Origin of the sequence: Dyadobacter psychrotolerans, from assembly GCF_004349265.1 — a bacterium.
Taxonomy (GTDB): domain Bacteria; phylum Bacteroidota; class Bacteroidia; order Cytophagales; family Spirosomataceae; genus Dyadobacter; species Dyadobacter psychrotolerans.
In genome coordinates, this window is the sequence record NZ_SMFL01000001.1 from 1 (window position 1) to 25279 (window position 25279).

27 protein-coding genes are annotated in these 25279 nt (G+C 41.3%); 17 read left to right on the plus strand and 10 right to left on the minus strand.

Annotated features, from left to right (window positions below; genetic code table 11):
* Positions 1 to 196, plus strand: a 196-nt coding sequence (locus E0F88_RS00005) for an ATP-binding protein (protein ID WP_165939961.1), incomplete at its 5' end; no start/stop codon positions are given.
* Positions 197 to 593: 397 nt separating this feature from the next.
* Here the strand turns inward: E0F88_RS00005 and E0F88_RS00010 are convergent.
* On the minus strand, positions 594 to 1079 hold the full coding sequence (locus tag E0F88_RS00010) for a DinB family protein (protein ID WP_131955448.1): 486 nt from the start codon (positions 1077 to 1079) through the stop codon (positions 594 to 596).
* Between the two features lie 440 nt (positions 1080 to 1519).
* Here E0F88_RS00010 and E0F88_RS00015 point away from each other — a divergent pair, with 440 nt between their 5' ends.
* From E0F88_RS00015 to E0F88_RS00075, 13 genes are all read left to right on the plus strand, one after another.
* Entirely contained in the window at positions 1520 to 1726 is a 207-nt protein-coding gene (locus E0F88_RS00015; RefSeq protein WP_131955450.1) for a hypothetical protein, read from the plus strand.
* Complete coding sequence (locus E0F88_RS00020) at positions 1723 to 2556, plus strand: universal stress protein (RefSeq protein ID WP_131955452.1); 834 nt, start codon at positions 1723 to 1725, stop codon at positions 2554 to 2556. The genes E0F88_RS00015 and E0F88_RS00020 overlap by 4 nt, the downstream gene beginning before the upstream one ends.
* Before the next feature lie 11 nt (positions 2557 to 2567).
* A complete protein-coding gene (locus E0F88_RS00025) occupies positions 2568 to 3401 on the plus strand; it encodes a putative universal stress family protein (protein WP_131955454.1) in 834 nt (277 codons plus the stop codon).
* Between the two features lie 7 nt (positions 3402 to 3408).
* On the plus strand, positions 3409 to 3933 hold the full coding sequence (locus tag E0F88_RS00030; protein ID WP_165939962.1) for a flavodoxin domain-containing protein: 525 nt from the start codon (positions 3409 to 3411) through the stop codon (positions 3931 to 3933).
* A gap of 474 nt (positions 3934 to 4407) precedes the next feature.
* The gene (locus tag E0F88_RS00035) at positions 4408 to 4722 is read left to right on the plus strand and encodes a BON domain-containing protein (RefSeq protein WP_131955458.1); all 315 of its coding nucleotides are present in this window, start codon (positions 4408 to 4410) and stop codon (positions 4720 to 4722) included.
* A gap of 507 nt (positions 4723 to 5229) precedes the next feature.
* Positions 5230 to 5706 carry a hypothetical protein gene (locus tag E0F88_RS00040; protein ID WP_131955460.1) on the plus strand — a complete coding sequence of 159 codons (477 nt, stop codon included), beginning with the start codon at positions 5230 to 5232 and terminating at the stop codon, positions 5704 to 5706.
* 175 nt (positions 5707 to 5881) lie between these two features.
* Positions 5882 to 6967, plus strand: coding sequence for a sensor histidine kinase (locus tag E0F88_RS00045; RefSeq protein WP_131955462.1), 1086 nt, complete (start codon positions 5882 to 5884; stop codon positions 6965 to 6967).
* Positions 6968 to 7179: 212 nt separating this feature from the next.
* Entirely contained in the window at positions 7180 to 8067 is an 888-nt protein-coding gene (locus tag E0F88_RS00050) for a DUF6920 family protein (protein ID WP_131955464.1), read from the plus strand.
* Positions 8067 to 9149, plus strand: a complete 1083-nt coding sequence (locus E0F88_RS00055; RefSeq protein WP_131955466.1) for an efflux RND transporter periplasmic adaptor subunit — start codon at positions 8067 to 8069, stop codon at positions 9147 to 9149. Before E0F88_RS00050 ends, E0F88_RS00055 begins: the two co-directional genes overlap by 1 nt.
* Positions 9146 to 10405 carry an ABC transporter permease gene (locus E0F88_RS00060; protein WP_131955472.1) on the plus strand — a complete coding sequence of 420 codons (1260 nt, stop codon included), beginning with the start codon at positions 9146 to 9148 and terminating at the stop codon, positions 10403 to 10405. The genes E0F88_RS00055 and E0F88_RS00060 overlap by 4 nt, the downstream gene beginning before the upstream one ends.
* The gene (locus tag E0F88_RS00065) at positions 10405 to 11112 is read left to right on the plus strand and encodes an ABC transporter ATP-binding protein (protein ID WP_131955474.1); all 708 of its coding nucleotides are present in this window, start codon (positions 10405 to 10407) and stop codon (positions 11110 to 11112) included. Before E0F88_RS00060 ends, E0F88_RS00065 begins: the two co-directional genes overlap by 1 nt.
* A 4-nt stretch (positions 11113 to 11116) precedes the next feature.
* A complete protein-coding gene (locus E0F88_RS00070) occupies positions 11117 to 11689 on the plus strand; it encodes an NAD(P)H-dependent oxidoreductase (RefSeq protein WP_131955476.1) in 573 nt (190 codons plus the stop codon).
* 107 nt (positions 11690 to 11796) lie between these two features.
* Positions 11797 to 12258, plus strand: a complete 462-nt coding sequence (locus tag E0F88_RS00075) for an Hsp20/alpha crystallin family protein (RefSeq protein WP_131955478.1) — start codon at positions 11797 to 11799, stop codon at positions 12256 to 12258.
* Positions 12259 to 12349: 91 nt separating this feature from the next.
* On the opposite strand, the gene E0F88_RS00080 is transcribed toward E0F88_RS00075, so the two are convergent.
* The 5 genes from E0F88_RS00080 to E0F88_RS00095 all read right to left on the minus strand — a co-directional run bounded on the left by E0F88_RS00080 (position 12350) and on the right by E0F88_RS00095 (position 14501).
* Positions 12350 to 12718 (minus strand): response regulator, encoded by a 369-nt coding sequence (locus tag E0F88_RS00080; protein ID WP_131955480.1) that lies wholly within the window; start codon positions 12716 to 12718, stop codon positions 12350 to 12352.
* Entirely contained in the window at positions 12696 to 12932 is a 237-nt protein-coding gene (locus tag E0F88_RS34690; RefSeq protein WP_131956769.1) for a sensor histidine kinase, read from the minus strand. Before E0F88_RS34690 ends, E0F88_RS00080 begins: the two co-directional genes overlap by 23 nt.
* Positions 12830 to 13267: a sensor histidine kinase gene (locus tag E0F88_RS00090; protein ID WP_131955482.1), complete on the minus strand. Its 438-nt coding sequence runs from the start codon at positions 13265 to 13267 to the stop codon at positions 12830 to 12832. The genes E0F88_RS34690 and E0F88_RS00090 overlap by 103 nt, the downstream gene beginning before the upstream one ends.
* A 312-nt stretch (positions 13268 to 13579) precedes the next feature.
* Complete coding sequence (locus tag E0F88_RS33530; RefSeq protein ID WP_165939963.1) at positions 13580 to 13747, minus strand: hypothetical protein; 168 nt, start codon at positions 13745 to 13747, stop codon at positions 13580 to 13582.
* Positions 13748 to 14039: 292 nt separating this feature from the next.
* Positions 14040 to 14501 (minus strand): DUF1801 domain-containing protein, encoded by a 462-nt coding sequence (locus E0F88_RS00095; protein ID WP_131955484.1) that lies wholly within the window; start codon positions 14499 to 14501, stop codon positions 14040 to 14042.
* Between the two features lie 91 nt (positions 14502 to 14592).
* On the opposite strand from E0F88_RS00095, the gene E0F88_RS00100 reads away from it, so the two are divergent.
* Together E0F88_RS00100 and E0F88_RS00105 are read left to right on the plus strand one after the other, a co-directional pair.
* A complete protein-coding gene (locus E0F88_RS00100; RefSeq protein ID WP_131955486.1) occupies positions 14593 to 14934 on the plus strand; it encodes a hypothetical protein in 342 nt (113 codons plus the stop codon).
* Positions 14935 to 14949: 15 nt separating this feature from the next.
* A complete protein-coding gene (locus tag E0F88_RS00105) occupies positions 14950 to 17445 on the plus strand; it encodes a cation-translocating P-type ATPase (RefSeq protein ID WP_131955488.1) in 2496 nt (831 codons plus the stop codon).
* A gap of 224 nt (positions 17446 to 17669) precedes the next feature.
* Here E0F88_RS00105 and E0F88_RS00110 read toward each other — a convergent pair whose 3' ends face one another.
* Both E0F88_RS00110 and E0F88_RS34165 read right to left on the minus strand, forming a co-directional pair.
* A complete protein-coding gene (locus E0F88_RS00110; RefSeq protein WP_131955490.1) occupies positions 17670 to 17894 on the minus strand; it encodes a hypothetical protein in 225 nt (74 codons plus the stop codon).
* Positions 17881 to 18225 carry an aldo/keto reductase gene (locus tag E0F88_RS34165; protein ID WP_229213625.1) on the minus strand — a complete coding sequence of 115 codons (345 nt, stop codon included), beginning with the start codon at positions 18223 to 18225 and terminating at the stop codon, positions 17881 to 17883. The genes E0F88_RS00110 and E0F88_RS34165 overlap by 14 nt, the downstream gene beginning before the upstream one ends.
* A 324-nt stretch (positions 18226 to 18549) precedes the next feature.
* Here E0F88_RS34165 and E0F88_RS00120 point away from each other — a divergent pair, with 324 nt between their 5' ends.
* Positions 18550 to 21096 (plus strand): TonB-dependent receptor, encoded by a 2547-nt coding sequence (locus E0F88_RS00120; RefSeq protein WP_131955492.1) that lies wholly within the window; start codon positions 18550 to 18552, stop codon positions 21094 to 21096.
* Positions 21097 to 21129: 33 nt separating this feature from the next.
* Here E0F88_RS00120 and E0F88_RS00125 read toward each other — a convergent pair whose 3' ends face one another.
* Positions 21130 to 22362: a PepSY-associated TM helix domain-containing protein gene (locus tag E0F88_RS00125; protein WP_131955494.1), complete on the minus strand. Its 1233-nt coding sequence runs from the start codon at positions 22360 to 22362 to the stop codon at positions 21130 to 21132.
* Positions 22363 to 22391: 29 nt separating this feature from the next.
* Positions 22392 to 24869, minus strand: a complete 2478-nt coding sequence (locus E0F88_RS00130) for a TonB-dependent siderophore receptor (RefSeq protein WP_131955496.1) — start codon at positions 24867 to 24869, stop codon at positions 22392 to 22394.
* Positions 24870 to 25279: the final 410 nt, after the last annotated feature.

A 25279-nucleotide genomic window follows, 5' to 3' on the forward strand; every position in this document is an offset into this window, starting at 1 on the left:
ACTGCTCGACGTGATTGAAGAACGGTATGATAAATCGTCAACAATCATTGCAACCCAGATACCAGTCTCAAAATGGCATGGTCTGATTGGAGAAAATACCATTGCCGACGCGATTTTAGATCGAATTGTTTTTTCTTCCCACCGCATTGAGCTCGAAGGAGATTCCCTAAGAAAGAAAAAACAGTTGAGTACTTAAATTTAAACTACTATTATTGCACTTGGAAAGTGGCCCAATGATTCCCGAAACGCTTGGCCCTATATGCTCCGAAATGCCTGCCCCCATATCTCCGAAATAGACAACCAGAACAACTGACACAAATAGCTGTAAAAACTGATTGAGATCATAAATGACCCTTTTAATATTGGTATACTTACTGCTAAAACAAGGCAAAATAAAATTCACTGGAATTGAATTAATGCAGTAGTAACCCACATTTCAATAATTCTTACGTTCGCGGATTTCCGTAACCGTGGAGTTTACCATCTGTGAAAAATTCAACAGAACGTACAGCTATAAACGCAGTACCAAATAAGCTTGTTGTCACCCCTGCGAACTTTGATACTGAGTTTAAATTGTTGTCAAACGAAGGTAATTAAATAGCAATCCCTGCGTAATGCTCCTGATGTGCATACTTAAGTATAATGGCCAGTTGGCCTCCATGATGCGCGGTGTGGGAAATGATCCTGCCAAGAGATTCCGCCTTGGTTTTCTTTCCAAATTCTTTGGTAATCACTTCTGTTTCCCAATCCTCGGCACTTTGCTTACTGATAATGGCTTCAAGCGTTGTCGCCGAATAAGAGACGTATTTTATTAATTCGTCCAAATTCGTCCATTCACCCGTATCACGCTGGGCGATAAATGTTTTAGCGCTAACTTTTACATCACTCCCAAACACGTTTTTAGCAAACAGAAGCTCCACATCACCCACATGCTGTATCAGAAAGCCGACACTGTTTTGGGTAAGTGGCAACTTTTTGGACAGATCCTGAGGAGTGAGGATCGATAGCTGATTGGAAAAGCGGGTTCGTGCTTCCTTCCATAGTTCAAGCAGAATTTCGGATTTTGTTTTTGTTTCCATTTTACGTTTTGTGATTTGTGTTTGTTTGATTTAAATAAAGACTTGCCCGAACCAATTCTGATTTTCAAAACTTTCTCGGTCTCCGAAAATGTATTTCATTTCCTTGCCGGCTGCTGTGATAATTGCGACAGTTACAATAATCACATTGGCGATGGTACCAAACTTTGCATCGTTCCAAGTTAAATGATGAATTCTTCGGTTTTTTTGATGTAAAAAAAGGAAAACAATCCGGATGCAGCTCTGACGAATCTCATGCTCAGTTATGACTTTTATCGAAACAGTAAAAACAACGCGGCGAGACCGCATGGATTTCCAGACACATGTTTACAATTAGCTTAAAATGTGACTGTCATCATATGGAACGGCGCAACATGCTTCTAATTTTAGTTCCATAATTACTTATGATTAAATGCTTTACGATCGATTAATCAAACAAAATCATGACTACATCTCTGATTATCCCCGAAGTGCCACCCATACCCGAACCACCGGAATTTGTTCCTATTCCAGCGGTACCCGAAAATCCCCGATTTCCTGAAATAACGCCCGAAAACGACCCAACGCCTTTGACCATTCCAGAGGAAACCCCGCCTGGAAAGTTCTCCACCTTATACTTACATATTAACCAGATTTCCAAGGTCATATGAAAAATATTCTGCTTGCTATCAACGCCGAAAAGTTAATTATTTCAGACATTGACTTCGGCTGCTACCTCGCTAAAATGAGTGGATCGAGACTAACGGGGGTGTTTCTTGAAAACCAACTTTTCAGTGAAACACCAACTTTAAAAACGGTTGTGGGAATACCATATGTGGAGGCTATCGTTGCCAGCGACCTCCCTGACTACCACGAGAAACTGACTGTTTTTGACGAAAACGTCCGGATCTTTAACGAGATATGCACCAGATGCGGAGTTCAGCACTCGGTTCACCTCGATAAAGCAACTCCCATGCACGAAATAATCTCTGAAAGTCGCTTTGGTGACCTTTTGATCATTAATCCGGCCATCAATTTTGATGATGCATCGGATGATGACTACTCAAATTTCACAACCGATGTATTAGCTAACTCGGAATGCCCGGTACTGGTTGCTCCTGTGAAGTTCGAAGGCATCGATGAAATCGTTTTCACCTATGACGGTGGCGCGGCTGAGGCCTTCGCCATCAGACAATTTGCAAACATATTTCCAGAGCTTGACGAAGAAAAAATAAGTGTTGTGCAGGTCAACAAGCAAGATGGGTCAGGTGATGAGCATAATTTGAAACAATATCTCTGTATGCATTATACCAATGTGAGCTTCCACCAATTGAACGGAAATCCTAATCAGGAACTTTTCAAATTTTTGTTTCAGCGAAAGAATGCACTTGTCGTAATCGGTGCATACAGTCGTTCTAAAATATCCAGAAATTTCTTTCCAAGTGCTGCCGACAGGCTGATTAAATCGCTTTCTATCCCAGTTTTTATAGCGCATTACTAACTTCCTATATTATGAAAAAGATCATTGTTGCGATTGACGGATTAAAATTTTCAAGAAGTGCGGCTGAATATGCAGCACTGGTTACGAGGAAAGCCAACGGTCATCTGGTCGGCGTTTTTCTTGAAGACTTTACATATCACAGCTTTTCCATGTATAGCCTGATTCCTGATCAGGGCCTATACGACGATATGATTAGTAAAAGTGAAGCAGAAGATAAGAAAGCAAGAGCCCAGGCAGTTACTGATTTTCAGGAAATATGCCGGCTAGCCAAGATTGAATACAGCGTTCATAGAGAAGAGAATTTCGCGCGTAAACATTTGTTGCATGAAAGCATCTATGCAGACCTGCTGGTAATTGATAAGACGGAAACGATGTCGAACAATGAAGAGGAAGTTCCCTCAGATTTTATGAGGGAGCTTTTGATAAACGTTGAATGTCCGATCATGGTTGTTCCAAGGCATTTTGAAGAATTTGAAAGGGTTATAATGCTGTATGATGGGGAACCTTCGTCTGTTTTTGCGATCAAAATGTTTAGTAGTGTATTTCAGTACCTTCACAAACCCGTGGAAGTTTTGTCCGTCAAATCTTCCGAAGAGAACCTGCACCTTCCTGATAACAGGTTAATGAAAGAGTTTATGAAACGACATTATCCCAAAGCAACTTACACCGTATTACACGGAGCGCCCGAATTGGAAATTGTCGAACATCTTAAGAACAAACATCAGGATGCCCTTATCGTATTGGGTGCTTATCGCAGAAATATTGTTTCCAGGTGGTTTCGCAGCAGTATGGCTGACCTGCTGATGCATGAATTAAAATCTCCGCTTTTCATAGCCCATAAATAGAATGACCATGCGAGGGATTGTTCTGTTTAAAGGAAAATATGGGGCTACTGCCCAGTATGCCAATTGGATTGGAGAAAAACTTGATGCGCCGGTCGTTGAAGCACCCGCGTTATCAAGCCTTCTTTTACAGGAATATGATTACCTGGTCGTTGGCAGTTCGGTGTACATGGGAAAGTTTGTTCTTGCAGACTGGCTCAAAAAAAATGGTGATCTTTTCAAAGACCGAAAGCTGTTTTTGTTTGTCGTAGGTGCTACTGCGTCAACAGACAAAGTAACACAAGACAGAATTATCAGTAAAAATATTCCGAAAGCGATTTTAGCTAACTGTTCCATTTACTTTTTGCCTGGCCGGTTGGATTTGAAAACATTAAACTGGAGCGACAATTTACTGGTGAAGTTTGCAGGTAGATTCGAAAAAAACACTCTGAGAAAAAACGTGCTTCTAAACGGTATTGACGAAGTCAAACAAGAAAATATTTCAGATTTGATAAAGGAGGTTGAAGCTTTTGCAAAGATTGATAAGCTGGTTTAGCGATTTAACCCAGTGTCCTTTTTTCAGAGACTTAAACGTCTTGTCAGAAGTGTAGTTTCTCCGCCTCCGCTGTTGTCAGTTTTGATATTCGTAAAATGTCTGATCAGTCGAAATGCTAACCTGGCTTGGTACATTAGCCAGACTTAACGTGAGCAATTGTCATAACCGCCATAGTAAGTTTCATAGGAAAACGCCCCATCCATCTGCTTAAAAAGTGATTGATAGGATACTAGTTTTCAAAATCTTAGCAAAAAACCTAAAAACTCAGGTAGTCAAACAACGAAAAATTGAGAAAAGCAATCGATCCCAAATGGTCTTACCTTGACTAATATCATATCTAAATAGGTGGATAATCATTTAGCAGCAGAAGTGAATACAATAAATTTGAAGTAGCTGAGTAAAAGTTCCGTAAGATTTCATCGACCTAGCGTTCCTAATCAAACCCAACCATCAACCGCAAATGGACTAGCAAATATGGAAAATGTTGAAGTATATCAGGAAAGCGATACGGATAGCGCTAAGTCTTTGAGCGACGCTACGAAGACCGATTCTGAACTAAGAAAAAAAGTGTATCAGGTACTGCAAGGTGACTGCCTGCTTAACATTGAAAAAATCAGCGTACGGGTTCTTGGTCGTACTGTATATCTGGAGGGTACCGTTGGTTCAGAAAAAGAACGGAACCTCGTATACGAAGATATAACAAATATTTTTGGCGTGAGGAATGTGGTAAACTACCTTACTTTTCCTTGTCCGTATCTGGCAATCAATATCGCTTGTACTACTGCATAATCAATGACGCAATTCAAAGAGACCAGATTAATTCTCATGTCAGATCGCATAAGTCTGTGCTTTTGCAGGACTCACCACATCCTCAGCGATGCTTCCAAACAGTCAGTGAGTGATCCCTTTTTGTCCTTCCCGGATTTTTATACGCTCCCCAAAAAAAATTCCGGGAAAAAGAATTGCTCCTGAACAAACGATTCTCGTCCATTTATTTATCTGTCATGCCCATCCGTTGTGTAGATAATCGCTGGACATTTGGAGAAGGTGAAGAAAAAAATAGTTGACTAAGCCGCGAAGATGAAACGGCTGGTTTCCCGCCCAAAGGATGGACAAGCTTTTCCTAAAAAACCGTTTACCTGCATCTACTGTTTCTGCGCTGGACAACAATGTCGCGCGTTTTCATCTAAGCGCCAGGGTTAGTCAAATCTCCGTTGATTGTAATGAGGCCATCTCAACTTTTAAGGACGTACTAGCGTCAGAAAATTTGTCCGGGATAATTTAGGAGAAAGATATGTGCGTGTCATTGAAAAAAGTATTGCATGGAGCGGAGAAAGCATATTAAACCTTAAAACCAGAATAGACGACAGAGTCTGCCTTGGTATCAAAAGAGATGTACATGGCGATCCAATGCCGGAAATATCTTCGCATATAAGCAGCCGATTGTTTTTGATTGTATCGAATTTAACGATTCGAACCGGCAAACTGACGTCATCAGTGGGATCGCATTTTTGTGTATGGATTTGGAAGTATATAAACCGGAGAGATCTTGAACAAACATTTATCACAACATACAAAAAAGCATTTGACTGTTTTACTGGACCGGAAGACTATGAGCTTTTCAATTATTACAAATGTCTTCGCGCCAATATCAGGGCGAAAGTTCACGCAATCAATTGCGAACAGGCGGATAATGAAACCGATCGCGAATTTTATTTGGGAAAAGTCAAAAGTTATTTGAGATTAATTGCAGAATACGCTGATATTGGATGAGCGGGATCAGTTTTTTAGAGGACTTTAATCAGATTTAGAAATTCTAAAACTTTCTAACTTGGCAGAGCTTATAATAACATTTCACAACCCCTCCAAATAATCATGACAAGCTTTTTAATGGTAGGTATGCTAAAAGACTCTTGCAAAATTCACAACATTTACCAAAAAAAAATGTATGTCCCCTTACCCAAACAGCAAAAGAATAGAATTCCTTGCCACTTTGGTGACAGATCATATTACAGCTATGATCGCCTATTGGGATAAAGACCTGATTTGCCGGTTCGCAAACGCTTCCTATCTGAAATGGTTTGGGAAAAGAAGTGAAGACATGGTCGACAAAATCACTCTGAGTGAGCTATTAGGGCCATTATACGAAAAAAACCTTCCATACATCGAGGGTGCATTACGTGGCGATGCACAAATTTTTGAGCGGGAAATTCCCTTACCCACAGGTGAACCCAGGTATTCGCTGGCCAGCTATTTCCCCGACATTGAAGACGGAAAAGTCATTGGCTTCTTTGTGCATGTAGCCGATGTGCACGAAATGAAACTTCTTGAAAAAGAGCTAATCAAATCAAATGAGGTAGTTACCGAGCAAAACAAACAGCTCAAAAATTTTGCTAATATCGTTTCGCACAATCTCCGGTCTTATTCCGGAAACCTCGGTTCACTACTTCAGCTGCTGGATATAGTTGATACCGAGGACGAGAAAGCAGTTATCCTCAATTATCTGCGCGATCTGTCGAAAAGTTTTTCCGCTACAGTAGATCATCTTACGGAAATTGTGAATTATCAAAATCAACAGGAAAGGCCTCATGTAAGTTGTAATTTGCTCCAGTACGTTAACGAAACAATTACCATACTTAAACTTCAAATTGACAGTTGCAACGCGGTTATTCAGATTAAAGTAGAATCCAGGCTAAATCTCATGACGAATCCGGCGTACCTGGAAAGCATTTTGCTTAACCTGATTACAAACGCTTTAAAATATCGACATCCCCAACGACGGCCGGACATTACGATTCAGGCCTGGAAAACCAACACAAGTATTGTGCTTGACATCCGGGACAATGGCTTAGGGATTGATTTAAATAAACATGGAAAGTCACTTTTTGGTATGAATCAGACATTTCATGGAAACGCTGATGCACATGGTATTGGACTGTACATCACTAAATATCAAATAGACTCCTTGGGTGGGGGCATTGTCGTTGAAAGTGAAGTAGACCTGGGGAGTACTTTTCGCGTAACTTTTAATTAAAAAAGAGCTTACGGTTCGTGTTAACCTCGAGGAAGAGACGCTTGTGGTAACATCATGATATTTCTCATATTCTTTTGATTACAACAATCATATATTACTGAAAACCAAGCCACTAAATTTACAAAGAAATAAACCCGGAAGTAATTAAGCTATGTTGATTCGTCGGCATATTTCAGTTCGAGGCTGTAACCCCTTACGACACCTGAAAGATTATGAAAACCATCCATGAGCCACTGGCACCAAAAAACGAACTCCTTGCAAAGTCACAGCAACACTCTTCGATCATCGCTTCCATTTTGCTGTTGATCATTATTATAGCAGTAACCGCTCCTTTGGCCGGAGAATTTTTTCTTTCCGCTCAATTTAAAGACGATGTTCGCCGACTGTACCTAAACCGTGAAAAAGTATCTGAAAAGCCATTTTCCTACCAGCAGCTGGATGGGTTACCGGTACCTGTACAAAAATACTTTAAACATGTTTTGCCGGAAGGGCGGCCAGCGATTCAATCGGTTAGGATGCTCCAAAAAGGACAGTTTAAAACAGATATAAAAAAGGACTGGATCGATATTGAAGGAGAACAATATGTAACAACCCAAAAACCAGGATTCGTCTGGAAGGGAAAAACCTATATGTTTTCAGCCAGGGATATGTATCTGAAAGGTAAGGGAAAACTTGTTGTGGATCTTTTCAGTTTTTATAGGTTGCAAAAAGGTGAAGGCCCAAAATATGATGAAGGAGAACTGCTTCGCTGGCTGGGTGAAAGTGTATGTTATCCGACCAATTTGCTTCCCGGCGATAATCTTGTTTGGTTCCCGATAGATGACGAATCTGCACAGCTAATTTACTATTACAAAGGCATTTCGCTTTCTTACAATATTCTTTTCAACAGCAAAAACGAAATAGAACGAATGGAAACGCAGCGTTATATGGCCGATAAGAATAAGGAAAAGTGGGTTAACAAACTGTCTAGCTATCAGCTTAGGGACGGGATCCTGGTCCCGACCTACATTGAAGCAGGATGGCAGTTGAAGGACGGTTATTTCCCTTATGCCAAGTTTCAAATTACAATTATTGAGTACAATAAATTCGAGATGTTCTGATGTTGAGCAGATTCATTGCATATACAATTCTTACCTGTCTTTGCGTTTCGTGTCGCAAATCTGAGGAAAAAACCCGCCCGTTAACAGGAACCATCACCGAGTCCGTGTACGCGTCCGGCGTCATAAAAGGCAAGAACCAATACCAGGTTTATTCGACCGTTAACGGACTCGTGGAAAAAATTCTGGTCTCCGAGGGAGATTTGGTAAAAAAGGGAACTCCTGTTATTCAGCTTGTCCGACGGATCGCCATCATGAACGCCGAAAATGCAGGGTTGCTTGCCGCATATTCGTCCGTTTCCTCGAATAAAGAACGCCTACATGAGCTGGAAAACAACATTTCATTAGCCAGATTAAAAATGGAAAACGACGCGTCGCTTCTGGAAAGACAAAAGAATCTATGGACTCAAAAAATAGGAACGCGATTTGATTACGAACAACGTGAGCTCGGATACAGCAATTCATTAAACGCATATGAATCTGCAAAGCTTCGGTACGCGGAGACGCTGAAGCAATTACGCTTTCAGGAACAGCAGTCCCGAAAGAATCTCCAGATCGTTCAGACCTCTGCCAATGACTATATTATCAAAAGTGAGAGAGACGGGCAAGTCTATGACATTCTGAAAAAAGCGGGAGAAATGGTGACGCCACAGACAGCAGTTGCCATCATAGGCGATGCTGACAGATTTCTGATAGAACTGCAAATAGATGAGTTCGATATCGCCAAGGTCAAAACCGGACAAAAAATGGTGGTTAATATGGATAGTTACCGAGGAAAAATATTTGAAGCGAAAGTCACCAGGATTATACCGTATATGAACGAGCGTTCAAAATCCTTTACTATCGAGGCCATGTTTGTGAAAGCACCTCCAACCCTTTATCCAAATCTGACTTGTGAAGCAAATATTGTTATAAGCCAAAAGGACAAGGCGCTCACCATTCCCAGAGATTACCTGCTGGATGGCGGATATGTGCTTTTGGAGAGGGATAAAAAACAAAAGGTATCGACCGGATTAATGGACTATAAACGAGTTGAAATTCTAAGCGGTCTACTAGGGAACGAAAATTTGATAAAACCCCAATGAAAACCAAACTGGTATTTGACATTTCAAAAGCTCTGCTAATCGCAAGATGGAAACAAACGCTCGTTGCAGCGGTGGGAGTTACATTCAGCATTGCCATGTTCATCTCTTTGCTGGGCTTTATGACAGGGCTTAATGTACTGCTTGACGGACTTATCCTGAACAGAGTGCCTCATATCCGGCTGTACAATGCCATCAGGCCCAATCCACAGCAACCCGTTATGCGTGACGACGCCTTCAAAAATGCCTATCATTTTGTCAGCTCGGTGAAAGCAGTAAACGGTCGGCAGGAAATCCGCAACAGCACTGCCATTATTGACTACCTTAAGAGTAACAACAGCGTTATTGGTGTTACACCAAGAATTACAACACAGGTCTTTTTCAATGATGGAAATATTGATCTGAACGGAATGGTGCAAGGCATTGATCCCGAGCAAGAAAACAGACTTTTTCACTTTGATGACTACATTATCGCAGGTAGCGGATCGGATCTTGCCAAAATTCCAAACAGCATCATTTTGGGCAAAACGCTGGCAGACCTTTTACTTGCCGATGTCGGTGAAGTGATCCAGATAACGACGACGAAGGGTGAAATTTTCCAGTTAAAAGTGGTTGGTCTGTTTCAATCCGGAATTCAGGAATATGATAAAGTCCAAAGTTACGCTTCAATCAGTTTGGTGCAGAAACTGTTGGGAAAAACGGGTAGCTATGTTACAGATATACAGATCAAACTGACAAACATCGGTGACGCCCCGGCTACGGCCAAAAGTTTTGCAAGAATTTTCAATACAGATGCAGAAGACATCCAGACTGCCAATGCGCAATTTGAAACGGGCAGCTTTATCCGTACTTTAATTTCCTACGCGGTTGGCATCACAGTCCTAATTGTCGCAGGATTCGGCATTTACAATATACTCAACATGATGATCTATGAAAAAATGGACACCATCGCGATACTCAAAGCGACTGGTTTCTCAGGAAAGGATGTTCAAAAAATATTCCTGCTCATTGCACTCGTTATCGGATTTTTCGGCGGAATTGTGGGCTTACTGGTAGGTTTCGGACTTTCACTGATTATCGATCAGATTCCTTTTGTAACCCCTTCCCTACCCACCATCACCACTTATCCGGTCAACTATGATTTATGGTTCTACGGTATCGGGATTGCTTTTTCATTGGTCACGACTTTTATGGCCGGCTGGTTCCCCTCAAGGAAAGCCAGTAAAGTAGATCCGGTCGTTATTATCAGAGGAAAATAATGGGAAAGATCATTCTCGAGGCTCGACATATTAATAAGGATTTCAACGATCCGATACGCGTACAAATCCTTTCAGATATCAGCTTTTCGATCACAAAAGGTGAGTTCGTTTCAGTTACCGGAAAATCGGGTTGCGGCAAATCGACTTTGCTCTATATTCTTTCAACAATGGATACAGATTACGAAGGAGAACTTTTTATTGACGGTGAATCCATGACAAACAAAAAAGAGGAACAGCTCGCCAGGATACGGAATGAAAAAATTGGATTCGTTTTCCAGTTTCATTATTTGTTAAAAGAATTTACGGTGCTGCAAAATGTGATGCTTCCGGGTTTGAAGCTTAATAAATTTTCTGAAAGTCAAATAGAACATCATGCGATGGACAAGTTAAAAATGCTTGGTATCGGCCATCTTGCGTTTAAAAATGCCAATCAGATATCGGGCGGGGAAAAGCAGCGTGTCGCCATTGCGAGGGCGTTAATCAACGACCCAATGATTATCATGGGCGACGAACCGACTGGAAATCTGGATAAAAAGAATAGTGAAATCGTGTTCGATACATTCAAGCGACTTGCCGAAGAGTTCAACCAAACCATGCTAATTGTAACGCACGACGTGAATTTTGCAAGAAAAACGCACCGGAATATTGAAATGGAGGACGGCAGGATTATTCAGGATAAGCAGCTGGAAACTGTTGTAAAATATTAAGAAAATGAAAATATACATCCTTCTTGCACACCCGGATAAAGAAAGTTTTAACGGAGCAATTGCAGACAATTATTTACAACAAGCGCTCAAAAAGGGGCATGAAGTAAGGATTCAAAGACTGGGAGATATGCAATTCGATCCCATACTTTGGAAGGGCTACAAGGTTCAGCAAGATCTAGAACCGGATCTGGTGCTTGCACAGGAAAATATACGCTGGTGTCAGAAATGGGTGATCGTATATCCAATATGGTGGGGTTCTGTTCCAGCCCTTTTTAAGGGCTTTCTTGATCGTACGCTCAGTTCAGGGTTTGCTTTTAAATACCACGACAATGATCCGTTTTGGGACAAGCTGCTAAAAGGCAGATCAGCCGAGCTAATCGTAACGTCGGATTCGCCCTGGTGGTGGATTTGGCTGCAATACCGCAACAGCGATATCAATACCATCAAGCGCGCGACGTTGCAATTTTGTGGCATTACGCCAGTCAAGACCACACGAATACCCAACATTCGTTTTTTGAAAGATGCCGACCGTCATAAAATGTTGTCCAAAATCATTAGTACTATTCCGTCTGCTTAAATCTGATCAGAATCATTCAGGCTTATGCGTGGCATCATTCGTGGAGAGTCATTAACTGGCTATTTTTACAATGTTAAAAATTAATCGTTCACCTAAAGAACAAAGCTATGTCACTTATAAAAAGAAACGGAAGCTTGTTTCCAAGACTCCTTCTAAATGACTTTTTCGACAACAATGCACTGACTATCCCATCGATGTTTGATCTGGATGACACATTTCAAAGGCTAGGTTTCGCAACCAAAGTACCGTCGGTAAACATCACTGAAAGCAATGAGGAATATTCAATCCAGCTGGCGGCTCCGGGTTTGGAGAAAAAGGATTTCAAAATTGAAGTAGAAAACGACATGCTGACGATCAGCTCCCATAAAGAACAGGAAACAAATGAAGAAAAAGGTAATTATCGCAGAAGAGAATTTTCTTATAAAAGCTTTTCCCGTTCGTTTCAGTTGCCGCAGAATTCGCAAACTGATAAAATTGATGCGCATTATCAGGATGGCATTCTTAAACTAACCCTTCCCAAAAAAGAGGTAAGCCTGCCTGCGCCGAAAAAAGAGATTTCGGTAAATTAGCTGCAAGGATATCCAGGCTGGGTTAAAAGGCAATAATGATTTCACAAAACCTGCGACCGGGCTTTCATGGGAAATTTCAGGAATCGCACAATTAGTCTTTGTTTGCCAGTGCATTGACTTTAACAAGCAGTTCATGCAATTCAAATGGTTTGCAGATATAGCCATCTGCACCCATTTTTATAGCGTGTTCAATTTCTTTTTTTTCTGCGCTTGCACTGAGATATAAAAACGGAATGTATTCAGTTTCCGGATTACCTTTTAGTAATACGAGCACTTCATATCCGTTCATTTCAGGCATCATGATATCACATAGAATGACGGAAGGAAGTTCAGCCTTCGCCAGTTCTACCCCTTCCTTCCCGTTTTGCGCAGTAATTACGTTGTAACCTTCCAGTTCCAGTATTTCAGCAGCATTTTCCCTGATATCAGCACTATCTTCAATGACCAGTATTGTCTTCATCGCTTTCTAAATAAGGTAATGCTACATTAAAAGTTGTTCCTTTATCAATACTACTTTTAAATGTTATTTTCCCTCCCATCAAATCTACGTCACACCGCACGATGGCCAACCCTAATCCGGTTCCCTGTACCGTACCCGTGTTGTTCGCCCGGAAAAACTTTTCAAATAAAAACTTCTGTTCATTTTCCGGAATGCCGATGCCCTGATCGGAAATTCAAACAGACATTGCTCGTCTGTGGCAAAACTTCGGATAAAGATCCGGCTATTTTCCGGAGAATACTTACACGTATTGGATATCAGGATAATAAAAATGTAGCCGAGCTTCTTTTTGTCCAGTGTTATTTTTTGAATTCCATCATGAATGCATACGATTTCTTGTCCTGCCTTTCGATGTGACTGCACATCTTCGATCACATGTTGCAAAAATAAATCAAGATCAAACCTTTCTTTCTCATTGATAACTTTTCCTTCACCGAGTCGGTCAAGTGAGAGAAAATCATTTAAGATGGTAGTCAGGCTACCTTGTACATATTTTTTAAGGCATTGCAAACCAGCCTATAACCAGCAAATTATCAACCATATTCCGTAGCCAAGCTTGCCGCTCAGAAATTAATCTTTTGGCATTTGTTAAAATGGTTACATCTGTTAGTAATACCACTGCGAGACGTTTCCCATCTAGTTGAAAATGTCCCAGACTTATTTCTACAGGGAAAATATCGCCGTTCTTTTACGCGCAGACAATTCTAATCCAAGTCCCATGTGCCGTTCTCTCGGATTTTCAAAGTAAGAATTACGGTGGAGTCGGTGCTCAACACGAAATCCATCGGGCATTAAAACTTCAATTAGCGAACCAGTAATTCTTCAGATGTATAACAAAACTTCGGCACAGGGATTGGCCAATTTTATTTTGCCATCCGAATCCACAACCACAATACTTATCGTTGCAAAATTAAACAGCACTCTGAAACCCGTATCTCCGTCTGCTAACATTTCTTTTAAACACATATCGGATAACTCTGTAACAAGCATGCTGGCGGCGATTAAAAAAATGCATTTTTAACTGTCAATTATCAGTCTGAAAATCAGAATCCAGAAATTGTAACAGACTGCAAGTTACTTCACCATTTGATGTAATAATTCTAAAATGATTTAACCTTATCTTCCAAATGAGCAGTTGTACCAGAAGGTAAAGTACAAGAATACAGGTGAAGATACTGATATAAGTCAGTAATTTGAAAAATGTAGGTCAAGTTTTAGAACCAGTCACATGTATACTTTTGGTAAGTGGTTACCCGAACATTCAACAACAAAAAAATTACTTTTATGACCTGTTTTTTACCACACTTTCATAGAGATTAATCCACTCATAAGGTGTCATTTTCGATGCGAGTCTTTCAATGAGATTAAAAGGAATCTGGTCAACTTTTTTAAAACGAATACAACTTTTACCCATATCCAGTTTTGTTTTGGAATAAACGGGATACTCACTTGTAAACCAATCCAGGAGTCTGATATCAGCATACAAGCCCATATGATACATAGCGATAAAATTTTTCTGAGAAATTACGCTTATAAATGGCAATGGCGACGCAGGATTACAATGATACCCGTCAGGATAAGCGGTATGCGGAACGACATAAGCCAAACTGCTGTCGTTTATAACCTCACTGAATCCGGGCGGCAAATGATGAAGCAAAACATTCCGCAATTCGGTTACAGGCTTCCTTCGGTCAAGTGGAAGAGATTCAAGATAGTGCTGAAACCGGTTTCGCTCTGACGTCATAACAGATTGAAAATTTTAGTATTACTAAAAATAGTAAATTTTAGCTTTTCAACAAATACCAAATTTGAGGTATTTTATTTCACACCAAACCATGAATACGGAAACAACACTTAAAGCAATAAAAACCATTCACACGGTGATATGGCTGTTCTTTAATGTCGTTATTTTTTATATGCTTTATGCAGTCGTTTCTGGAAAGTTTGACATCTGGCTATGGGTTGGATTTGGACTTGTATCGCTGGAAGGTTTAACTTTAATAATTTTTAAGTGGTATTGTCCGCTGACACTGCTGGCTAAAAAATATTCAACTTCAGACAAAGACAATTTCGACATTTACCTTCCGATCTGGCTGGCAAAAAATACTAAAACCATATACACAAGTCTGGTTGTTATAATCGTGATCATCACAATTGCCCGGCTTGGAGCTACATAAAATTGCTGATCCCTTATGCAGACTTATCAAACAAAGATTCAGAATGGCCTGTCAGATCAACAAGTAACAGAGGCCAGAAACCGCTTTGGAAAAAATCAGGTTGAAGGTAAAAAAAGAGATGGTATTTTTGGCACCATTATCGACTTGATAAAAGAACCCATGCTTATCTTGCTCGTTGTCGCAGCGGGTATTTATTTTATAACAGGTTCCCAGGGTGAAGGCATTTTCATGCTTGGCGCCATTGTGCTGATCTCCGCCATTTCCATATTTCAGGAAAACAAAAGCCGCAACGCGCTCGCCGAACTGAAAACACTGACGCAGCCGAAATGCCAGGTAATAAGAAATAGCGTTCTGGTGGAAATTTTGCTTGATGACCTCGTTGTCGGCGACGTGCTGGTTCTGGAAGAAGGAGACAAAATCCCAGCGGACGGAATCATTCTCGAATCGCACGATTTTTCAGTCAACGAATCCATCCTGACGGGAGAATCCCTTTCACTGCCAAAAAGTGAAAACGACGAAGACAATAACATATATCAGGGAACACTTGTGGCTTCGGGAAGGGCAGTTTGCGAAGTAACACAAACGGGCTCTAAAACCAGACTAGCCGAAATCGGAGAAAGTCTTGACTCCATTGATCTGGAAAAAAGCCCGCTACAAATTCAGATTTCCAGTTTTGTTAAGAATATGGCCATTGTGGGCGCAGGGGTGTTTCTTATCGTTTTGGGTATAAATTTTTATCATTCGGGAAATTTCGTAGATAGTCTTTTAAAGGCGCTTACGTTGGCAATGAGTATTTTGCCCGAAGAGATTCCTGTGGCTTTTACCACATTCATGGCACTTGGCGCGTGGCGGCTGATGAAAATGGGAATCATCGTGAAGCGGACTCAAACCATAGAAACACTTGGGAGTGCGACGGTTATTTGTTCAGATAAAACCGGCACGATCACACAAAACAACATGTCACTTGCCTCTTTGTACGTTGCCGTAAACGATAAGATTGTGGAGCCGGACACAAACATATCGGATGAAGCAAAAAAACTTTTGTCGTTCGCCATGTGGTCCAGTGAGCCAGTTCCATTTGATCCTATGGAGAAAGCTTTACACCAGGCCTATGCCAAATTTTCAACTCTTGATGAACGTACAGAATTCGAACTTATTCATGAGTATCCGCTGGAAGGAAAACCACCGATGATGACACATGTTTTTGCGTCTAAAACCGAAAGAATTATTGCAGCCAAAGGAGCTCCGGAAGCTATAATGTCAGTATCGACGATAACTGAGTCGGAAAAAAATCTTGTTCAAAAAGCCGTCGACGCCTTTACCAAAGACGGCTACCGGGTATTGGGCGTGGCCGAAAGTATGTTTTCAAACGAGACTTTTCCGGATAAGCAGCAGCAACTTCCGTTTAATTTTCTGGGACTAGCCGCATTTTACGATCCTCCTAAATCAAATATCAAATCAGTACTGGAATCGTTTTACCGGGCTGGGATCAACGTTAAAATCATTACCGGCGATAACGCTTCAACTACTCAAAACATAGCAAAGCAGGTAGGCTTCAAGGGCTCAGATCAAGTTTTGAACGGTGAAGATCTTGTGAAGCTGGACCAAAAAACTTTACAGGAAAAAGTAAGCCAAGTCCAGATTTTTGCAAGAATGTTCCCCGAAGCGAAACTCCGCGTCATAAAAGCTCTCAAAGCAAATGGCGAAATCGTAGCCATGATCGGAGACGGCGTGAACGATGGTCCGGCATTGAAAGCGGCACATATCGGAGTAGCCATGGGTAAGAAAGGAACAGAAATAGCCAAGCAGGCATCTTCACTTATTTTGGCAGACGATGACCTGGCGCTAATGATCGATGCAGTTGCAATGGGCAGAAAAATTTACACCAACCTCAAAAACGCGATCAGGTACATTCTCTCCATCCACATTCCGATTATTCTCACCGTTTTTATTCCGTTGGTATTGGGCTGGAAATATCCTAATATTTTCACGCCTGTCCACATTATATTTTTCGAATTGATTATGGGTCCGACGTGCTCTATTATTTATGAAAACGAACCGGTACAGAGCAGTCTGCTGCTTCAAAAACCCAGGCCTTTCACTTCTTCTTTTTTTAGCATCAACGAGCTATCTATTAGTATTCTACAAGGTCTGGCAATTACGGCAGGAATGTTGTTTATCTATCAATACGGCATTATACATTCCTATGATGAACCGCTTATCAGAGCCATGGTTTTCATTGGCCTGTTATCCGCAAATGTGTCCCTTACGCTCATTAACCGGTCATTTCATGATTTGTTGATTGCAACCTTGGCATATAAAAATAATCTTGTTTTACTCATCATTTCAATTACTGTCCTGTTATCCGCACTGATATTTTTAATTCCACAGGCCGCATATTTTTTTCGGCTTGAAACGCCGGATCTTAACCAACTCGTTTTTAGCGTTCTTGTAGGAATAGGATCTACAATCTGGTTTGAAGTGGTTAAATATTACAATAATCGACAGTAAAATGAGCTTTGATGAGCTATTTCCTGTTCCTGATTACAGGCATCATTTGTTTGGAAACTGTATCATCATACGCTCTGCAGTAATTACATCCTGAGTTGCGAATCTTACCTGTTAAAGCATAATCGATGTGAGTAACTGTTTTATAAAAGACTTTTATCTTTGTATATGGCAAGGATTATCGGGCTTGGTTCAATTCATAAGCAAGTTAAATTCTCAATCCTGGATTACTGATCCTTCAGGGCAAACTCTAGTGTTCGCACTCCCACCAGCTGGATTTTTGAATTGGACGATCGGATTTCTTTCAGTTCATCAGAGCTTAGTTTTACAGAAACAGCACCAATGTTTTCAAGCACGTGTTGTGCATTTGTCGTTCCCGGAATCGGTACAATAAAGGGTTTTTGCCCCATGAGAATGCCAGGGAATACTGCCCCGGCGTTATATTTTTGCACTTTGCCCAATCTTTAACCACATCCACCAAAGCCAGGTTTGACTGAAACGCATCATCCTTAATGTTGCAACAGCTCCGAACCGGTTGCTCGAACCAAATTTAGAGTTTTTCTCAAATCTTCCGGTCAGAAAACCGCGGTGCAGTGGTCCCCAGGGCACAAAACCAATTCCCAGTTCCTCACAAGCAGACAATATACGATTTTCAACGGCAAGTTCTACCAGGGAATACTCAGATTGCAATGCTGTAACAGGCTGCACGGCATGTGCCCGTCGGATGGTGTCCGGTGCTGCTTCTGAAAGGCCGACATGTTTTACTTTTCCTGCCTGGATCAAATCCTTAAAACTCCGGCCACATCTTCAACCGGCACCTGTGGATCCACGCGGTGCAGATAATATAGGTCAATGGTATCCAACCCTTAAACTTTTAAGCGATTCTTCAACCACTTGTCTGATGTGGCCAGGTTTGCTGTTTTTACCGCCTCTTACTCCGCCAGCTGTGTCAAAGCCAAATTTGGTGACATGAATGTTTTCATGCGGTTGTTTATGTCGTTGGTAGAAATATTTAGCCGATTGGCGAATTACTATGAAGGAAGTTAAATTCCCATTCAATTTTTCCCTATCGTTGTATCCTGAAAGCTATATCGACTTAAAAAACGAATGAGAAAATATTTTACCTGTATTTTGATTGCATCTGCATTTTTGGCAAAAGCCCAAACACAAACGGATACGCTCAAAACAAATTCATTACAGGAGGTTGTGGTGACCGCTTCCCGGCTCATCGAGAGTATCCTGGTTTCTCCCGTAAGCGTTCAAAAAGTAAATAAAACAACCATTGCGCTTTCGCCTGCCCTCTCGTTTTTTGATGGACTTGAAAATGCTCAGGGTATTCATATGATCACGCCTTCGCTGGGCTTTAAAGTTTTGAATGCCAGAGGATTTTCCAATACAACTAATGTACGGTTTGCACAATTGGTAGATGGAATGGACGTACAGTCACCACATATCGGTGGCGCGATTGGCAATGCACTTGGGCCAACTGATCTGGATATTGACAACGTTGAGATTTTACCAGGAACGGCTTCCGCATTGTACGGCATGAATACGGTAAATGGGCTTGCCAATTTTTTCACCAAAAATCCTTTTACTTCCGAAGGAATTTCGATCCAGCACAAAATGGCTATTAACCATGTCAACGACCGGTACAGTAAAGTGAAGCCTTTTTCGGAAACAACACTTCGTTTTGCCAAAGTAATTTCAACAAAATGGGCGCTAAAAGTAAATGGCGCGCACACAAAAGGTTACGACTGGATTGTCTCAGATCAGACAGAATTGAACGGGAATGCCAACGGGAGTACCAATCTGTTCGGCGCTGATAATCCGGCGCAGGATCCTGTGAACGGTTATGGAAATGAAAGTTCGAACCGCAGAACAATATCACTGGGAGGCCGAAATTATGTGGTTGCGCGGACGGGTTATCAGGAAATGGATGTTGTTAATTATAATCTTCAAAATGTAAAAGCCGATGCAGGGATTTACTATAAAGTAGCTCAGGATGCAATGCTGACTTATTCCTACCATTTCAGCGAACTTGACAATGTGTATCAGCGCGCTAACCGTTTCCGTTTGCAAAATTACCGTTTGCAGCAACATGCAATCCAGTACCAGTCAAAGTCCATTCAGGCAAAGCTTTATATAAATTCTGAAAATACCGGCAAATCCTACAACCTGCGTTCAATGGCTGAAAACATGGACAGAAGTTATAAGCCGGACAACACCTGGTATACCGATTTTACCGACGGGTTTAATCAGTCCGTATCTGCCGGAGCGACGGTAGCTGACGCATTAAGGCAGGCCAGGACGGTTGCAGATGCTGGTCGCTACCAGCCGGGAACTCCTGCATTCAACGGGCAATTGGCAAAATTACAGGGTATTAACAACTGGGACGTGGGTGCTGCATTGCGCGTAAAAGCGAGTCTCGTGCATGGTGAGCTACAAGTTAACCTGACTGAAAATTATCTTCAATCATTAAAAACCAAATACGATCTGGACTTGCTCATAGGCGCTGATCACCGGACTTACATCATCGTTCCCGATGGAAATTATTTTGTAAATCCAGAGCCGGCTCAGGAAGGAAAAAATATAAATTATAGCAAGACCGGCGGTTTTATTTCAATTGGAAAAGGATTATTTCAAAGCAAATTGAAACTGGGTGCCATTCTACGGGCCGATAAAAACGATTATTTCAAAACGACATTTAATCCACGTTTTTCGGCGGTTTACAGTTTGGTTCACAATCACAATATTCGTGCATCGTTCCAAAGCGGATACCGTTTCCCGAGCATTTTTGAAGCTTACAGTAATGTCAATAGTGGCGGTGTGAAAAGGGTTGGCGGACTTCCGGTGATGTCCAGTGGAATCTTTGAAAATGCCTGGCTGGCCACTTCCATCACCGCATTTCAAACAGCAGTGCTCGCCGATATCAACCAGACAGGTTTGACACAGGCTGCCGCCATTGAGAAGAACAAAGGATTGCTCAGAAAAAACCCATACACCTATCTCAAACCCGAACACGCAAAGACCTGGGAAGCTGGCTACAAAGGACTTTTTTTCAATAGTAATCTTTATGCTAATGCAGACGTTTATCTGAGCCGGTTCAGCAATTTCATTGCCCAGGCTAACATGAATGTGCCTAATTCAACCAATGAAGCGACCATTCCAGCTGATTTATATAACCGGACCACGCAATCGCCATACCGGATGTATACCAATTCACAATCCGTTATTGACAATTTCGGATTTAGCGCGGGGCTGAATTATAAATTCAAAAAGGACCTGATCGTATCGGCCAACACTACTTTTTCAAAACTTCGCAACACCGAAAATCAGGATGGTCTGGAAGATGGTTTCAACACACCAAAATGGATTTACAATATCTCCGTTTCCAAAAAGAATCTGCTTAAAAACACCGATGCGACCCTGGCTTACAGATGGCAGTCAAAATACTTATCCCAAACTTTTCTGGTCAGTGGGCAGGTTCCATCCTACTCGAGTCTCGACGCGCAGGTGAGCTATCATATTCCGGTGATCAAATCGCTTATTAAAGTAGGTGCAACCAACCTTCTAAACCAGTATTACAACTCGTTTCTAGGTGGACCCTCGATTGGTGGAACGTATTATGTGAGTGTGGGTTATGGAATAAACTAAATGTATTGTCACGATATTAAATCTGGAAAATCGTTATTTCATCCGGGCATCAGAAATTGTTCTTTTTTTGAAATCCGGAGTTTTTCTGCTTTTACCAGCATTTAAAGAAACAGGTTTGGAATTAACTTTCTTTGGTTTGTTCCTTTTTCCCCACCAGATTAATAATCCCGTGACTGGTAAAGAAGCACACAAGAAGCTGGCAAGAAACGCAAGAATTTTAGTAGCTATTCCATAAACGCCGCCCGTATGTATTTCATAGTTTGAATCCCTCCATTTCTGTCCCAGAGATTTTTCTTCCTGTAAAAATTGCCCGAATTGCTTACCCGAAACGCTATGATAATAATAATCATCTGAGGCGGACCATCCCACCTCCCGGCTGGTTTTAATTTCAACCCGGTACGGTTTTTCCTGATCATCAGAAAGTGAAATGGTGAGCGTCTGAAATTCGGGGTTTTTATCAGTGCTTTCCTTCAAAATCTTAGTTAAAAGTTCTTTTGAAGGCGTCAACTTTTGGTTTGATTCAGGCTGCTCAATGGTAAATTCCTCAGAAGATTCCGACCCAAGTATTTTGTAAATCCCGGATTCCCACCAGTCAAATGACCAGACAAGTCCGGTTACAACGATAATCATGGCAATGGGTAAAACATAAAAACCGCCGACATTGTGCGAGTCATAGTTTACACGGCGCCATTTCGCATTCCATTTGATAGTGAATCTTTGTTTCCAACCGTTTTTTGTTTTAGGTAGCCATAATACAAAACCTGTGATCAATAATACCAAAAACATCAGACAGGCGCTTCCGACGATCAGACTTCCAATTTCATACGGCAGCAGAAGGTTTTGGTGAATCCGCCTGACAACATTAAAGAATTCGTACTTGCGGTCGACCACACCAAGTACAGTACCTGTATAAGGATCGACAAAAACCTCTTCATTGTATTTTACCTGCTCAAAATAAGTCCAGACATTTTTGGCTTTTTTGTCTGTTTTAGAAGCAATAAAACTGAAAGCTTTCTTCAGATCACCGAAGATGATAACTTCCTTTATTTTTTTCTTTTCTCCGACCGCGTTCTGTGCGCTGGCAAGCAAACCCGGCAATGGCTTTATTTCACCGGAAACATCTGAAACATATACCAGTTCACTGTGGGTCTGGTTAAATATCTCCTCTTCGAAAACAAAAATGCAGCCGGAAACAGATACAATAAAGACGATAAGTCCTGATATTAAACCTAGCCATAAATGCACCAATCCAGCTGCCTTTTTCATTGATCAAAATTAATTAGTCAGAATTATTACTAAAAAGTATAACCTATGCTTACCATGGTATTACGTGGCGCACCCGGGAACAAACGGACGTAATCATATCCGCCAACCCAGTGAGTTTTATTGAAAATATTGTTAAAGTTGGCCGCGATCCTGAATTTGTCAACGGTATAAGAAACAGCAGCTGTTGCAAGAACATAAGACGGTAACTGCAGGGTCGCATTCTGGGTATTTCTTTTACCCACGTAATTACCTCCCAATGCCAGTCCAATGCCTTTCAATTTCCCTTCTGCTACTTTATATTTTATCCAGATATTACCCTGAGACTGCGGCGCATTGGGCATCAACGTTCCTATTTCTGCCTCGTTTTCACTTTCAGTAATGGTGGCTTCACTCAAAGAAAAGTTTGCGATAATACTCAGCGAAGAGGTGATTGATCCGGCCGCATCCATTTCAATACCTTTGGATTGCTGTTGGCCGATCTGGCGAAGCATGTCAGGATTGTCTGGATTACCAGCGTTCATCAGGATATTGTTTTGCTCGATTTGATAAGCCGCCATAGTCAGCATCAGCCGTTGACGAAACAATTCGGTTTTCACACCAAACTCAAAAATCTTACTTGTAAGAGGATCAAACGGACCTCCATATACACTGCTGTTTCCGATAATGGCTGATCCCTGAGGCTGATAGCCTTTTGCGAAAGTACCGTAGATGCTTACATCATCGCGCAGCGCATATACAAAACCTGCTCTTGGAATGAGCGCCGATTGCTCCACTTTCTGCTCATCAGCCTGTCCCATCGAAACTACGTCTGTATAATATTCCTTACGAAGACCTAAAAGCAACTGAAACTGCTTCCATTTAATCTGATCCTGAATGTAAAATCCGTTCACATAGTATTTGGATGGCGTATTTTCGTTGGTCTCGGAAACACTGAAATACTCACTGATTTCAGACATGGAATAATCAGGATTAGCCAGATCAAAATGCGGAACGTTTGGCACCGGCATATTGTCAACAATTAAATATCTGTCTTTGTTGGCAGCCGTGTAGCGGGAAATGGAACCGTTATTCGCTGCATTCCGATAGCCACCTGCATTAAATGCAGAGTTTCCTGATTTAGGAGTTAAATTCTGCATGTAATCGTATCCAAGCAAAATCTTCTGAGTCAACTGTCCGGTTTCCAGGGCGTAAACTCCATAAACACTAAAATTATCGGTGTGATTGTTCGCATCCCGCCTGATCGTCCGCATTTCCATTAAGGTAGGGATTGTAGTGCCCGCGGCGTCTACCGCATAACGGTTGGAAGTCCGGTGTTCCAGCAAGTTTTCTTTGTACAGGGATTTCATGTAAAAAGCATTCAATGAAAATTTGTCACTGATTTTTTGCTGTATGGAAATGGTTGAAAACAGATTCGTATCATGCAGAAAATCGTTGTCTTTGCCGATAGCAAAAGAAACAGGCGTACTGTATAAAAGACTGCTGTTACTGGTAGCCGTTGCACCAAAAATAGGCTGTCCGCGATCCAGGCGGGTATTTGTTCTTGTGTAAACCAGCTCGAAGTTTACCCTTGTATTTTCTGTTGGTATAAATGAGAAAGTAGGAGCGATCACAATGTCTTCCCCACCCTGTAAATCTCGGAACGAGCCTGCATTCTGGTAAGCCAGATTTAAACGGTACAGAAATTTCCCCGACGTATCCATTGATCCTGTAAAATCACCAGCAAGCCTGTAAGTGTTAAAACTACCCGTAGAAAAATTAATAGATTTACGGTTTTCCCGTAATGGTTTTTTAGTGATTACGTTGACCGTTCCACCAGGATCCGAATTGCCAAACAAGGCAGACGCAGGTCCTTTAATGACCTCCATTTTTTCGACATAAGGCAAAACCGCAGAACTCCATCCTGAACTAACACTTTTCAAACCATTGATCAGATAAGTTGAAGCCCGGAAACCCCTCAATACGATGTCATTGCTATATGTTGAAAAAGCATTTACACCACTGATATTTTTGATCACATCAATCTGACGAAAGGCCTGCTGATCTTCCATGGTCTCTTTGGTCACGTAACCAATGGATTGCGGAATGTCCATGAGATGCGTTTCCGTTCTTGCGCCAGCAAAAGTCATGGACGACTTATAACTATTTTCGCGACGTCCGATAATTTCTACCGTCTGGAGATTGGTATTGTCCGATACCAAAACAATCTTAAACATGCCACTAACCTTTTCTGTATCAACAACTTCTTTAAGTGTTTTAAAGCCAACGTAGCTGAAACTAACCACGCGTTTACCAGCAGGGAGCTGGATAATGAATTTGCCTTCTCTATCTGAAATTGCGCCAGATTGGTTATTGCCTGCAACGACTGTAACATCAGCAAGCGGATTAGCATTTTCGTCTGTCACAATTCCTTGCATTACAGTTTGTATGCTTTCGTTTGTTTTTATTTCCTGAGCAGTTAACCTCAGAGAATACAGAAATAGAAAAATTAGAATGGAATGAGTTTTCATAAATAATTAAATAGTTAACTTAAACATGCTGCTGCGAATAACAGTGAAAAGTGGCCAAAGCAGTAGCAGCACCAGTCCTGTTTGGGGACAGGTGAATGATGGCAGTCCGGGTTTTAAATTTAAATTACCGGCTTCCCAACGACGAGAAAAAGAAAGGATAATAGGCAGAAGTGAAGTAGCAAAGATTCATTTTAATGCTTTTAGAGTCTCATTATCAGATACCGCATATTTCTATACGATTTGCAATTTGACATTACGTGGACGTACGTTTGATGAAACCGCCTGATAAATTCCTAATAAATACTTGAAATATCGACACAGTACCGGCGATAACGGCTGTCCGAACAGATCAGAATGTGAAGATATCGCGTGAAGCTGTATGTTACAAAGCTTCTATTTAGATTATTTAA

Bases quoted from the DNA above. Each gene is read 5' to 3' on its own strand.
- E0F88_RS00070 (WP_131955476.1), top strand. From the start codon at position 11,117: ATGAAAATATACATCCTTCTTGCACACCCGGATAAAGAAAGTTTTAAC.
- E0F88_RS00025 (WP_131955454.1), top strand. From the start codon at position 2,568: ATGAAAAAGATCATTGTTGCGATTGACGGATTAAAATTTTCAAGAAGT.
- E0F88_RS00010 (WP_131955448.1), bottom strand. From the start codon at position 1,079: ATGGAAACAAAAACAAAATCCGAAATTCTGCTTGAACTATGGAAGGAA.
- E0F88_RS00105 (WP_131955488.1), top strand. From the start codon at position 14,950: ATGCAGACTTATCAAACAAAGATTCAGAATGGCCTGTCAGATCAACAA.
- E0F88_RS00075 (WP_131955478.1), top strand. From the start codon at position 11,797: ATGTCACTTATAAAAAGAAACGGAAGCTTGTTTCCAAGACTCCTTCTA.
- E0F88_RS33530 (WP_165939963.1), bottom strand. From the start codon at position 13,747: ATGCTTGTTACAGAGTTATCCGATATGTGTTTAAAAGAAATGTTAGCA.
- E0F88_RS00065 (WP_131955474.1), top strand. From the start codon at position 10,405: ATGGGAAAGATCATTCTCGAGGCTCGACATATTAATAAGGATTTCAAC.
- E0F88_RS00055 (WP_131955466.1), top strand. From the start codon at position 8,067: ATGTTGAGCAGATTCATTGCATATACAATTCTTACCTGTCTTTGCGTT.
- E0F88_RS00125 (WP_131955494.1), bottom strand. From the start codon at position 22,362: ATGAAAAAGGCAGCTGGATTGGTGCATTTATGGCTAGGTTTAATATCA.
- E0F88_RS00035 (WP_131955458.1), top strand. From the start codon at position 4,408: ATGGAAAATGTTGAAGTATATCAGGAAAGCGATACGGATAGCGCTAAG.
- E0F88_RS00080 (WP_131955480.1), bottom strand. From the start codon at position 12,718: ATGAAGACAATACTGGTCATTGAAGATAGTGCTGATATCAGGGAAAAT.
- E0F88_RS00120 (WP_131955492.1), top strand. From the start codon at position 18,550: ATGAGAAAATATTTTACCTGTATTTTGATTGCATCTGCATTTTTGGCA.
- E0F88_RS00060 (WP_131955472.1), top strand. From the start codon at position 9,146: ATGAAAACCAAACTGGTATTTGACATTTCAAAAGCTCTGCTAATCGCA.
- E0F88_RS00045 (WP_131955462.1), top strand. From the start codon at position 5,882: ATGTCCCCTTACCCAAACAGCAAAAGAATAGAATTCCTTGCCACTTTG.
- E0F88_RS00100 (WP_131955486.1), top strand. From the start codon at position 14,593: ATGAATACGGAAACAACACTTAAAGCAATAAAAACCATTCACACGGTG.
- E0F88_RS00050 (WP_131955464.1), top strand. From the start codon at position 7,180: ATGAAAACCATCCATGAGCCACTGGCACCAAAAAACGAACTCCTTGCA.
- E0F88_RS00020 (WP_131955452.1), top strand. From the start codon at position 1,723: ATGAAAAATATTCTGCTTGCTATCAACGCCGAAAAGTTAATTATTTCA.
- E0F88_RS00015 (WP_131955450.1), top strand. From the start codon at position 1,520: ATGACTACATCTCTGATTATCCCCGAAGTGCCACCCATACCCGAACCA.
- E0F88_RS00095 (WP_131955484.1), bottom strand. From the start codon at position 14,501: ATGACGTCAGAGCGAAACCGGTTTCAGCACTATCTTGAATCTCTTCCA.
- E0F88_RS00030 (WP_165939962.1), top strand. From the start codon at position 3,409: ATGCGAGGGATTGTTCTGTTTAAAGGAAAATATGGGGCTACTGCCCAG.
- E0F88_RS00130 (WP_131955496.1), bottom strand. From the start codon at position 24,869: ATGAAAACTCATTCCATTCTAATTTTTCTATTTCTGTATTCTCTGAGG.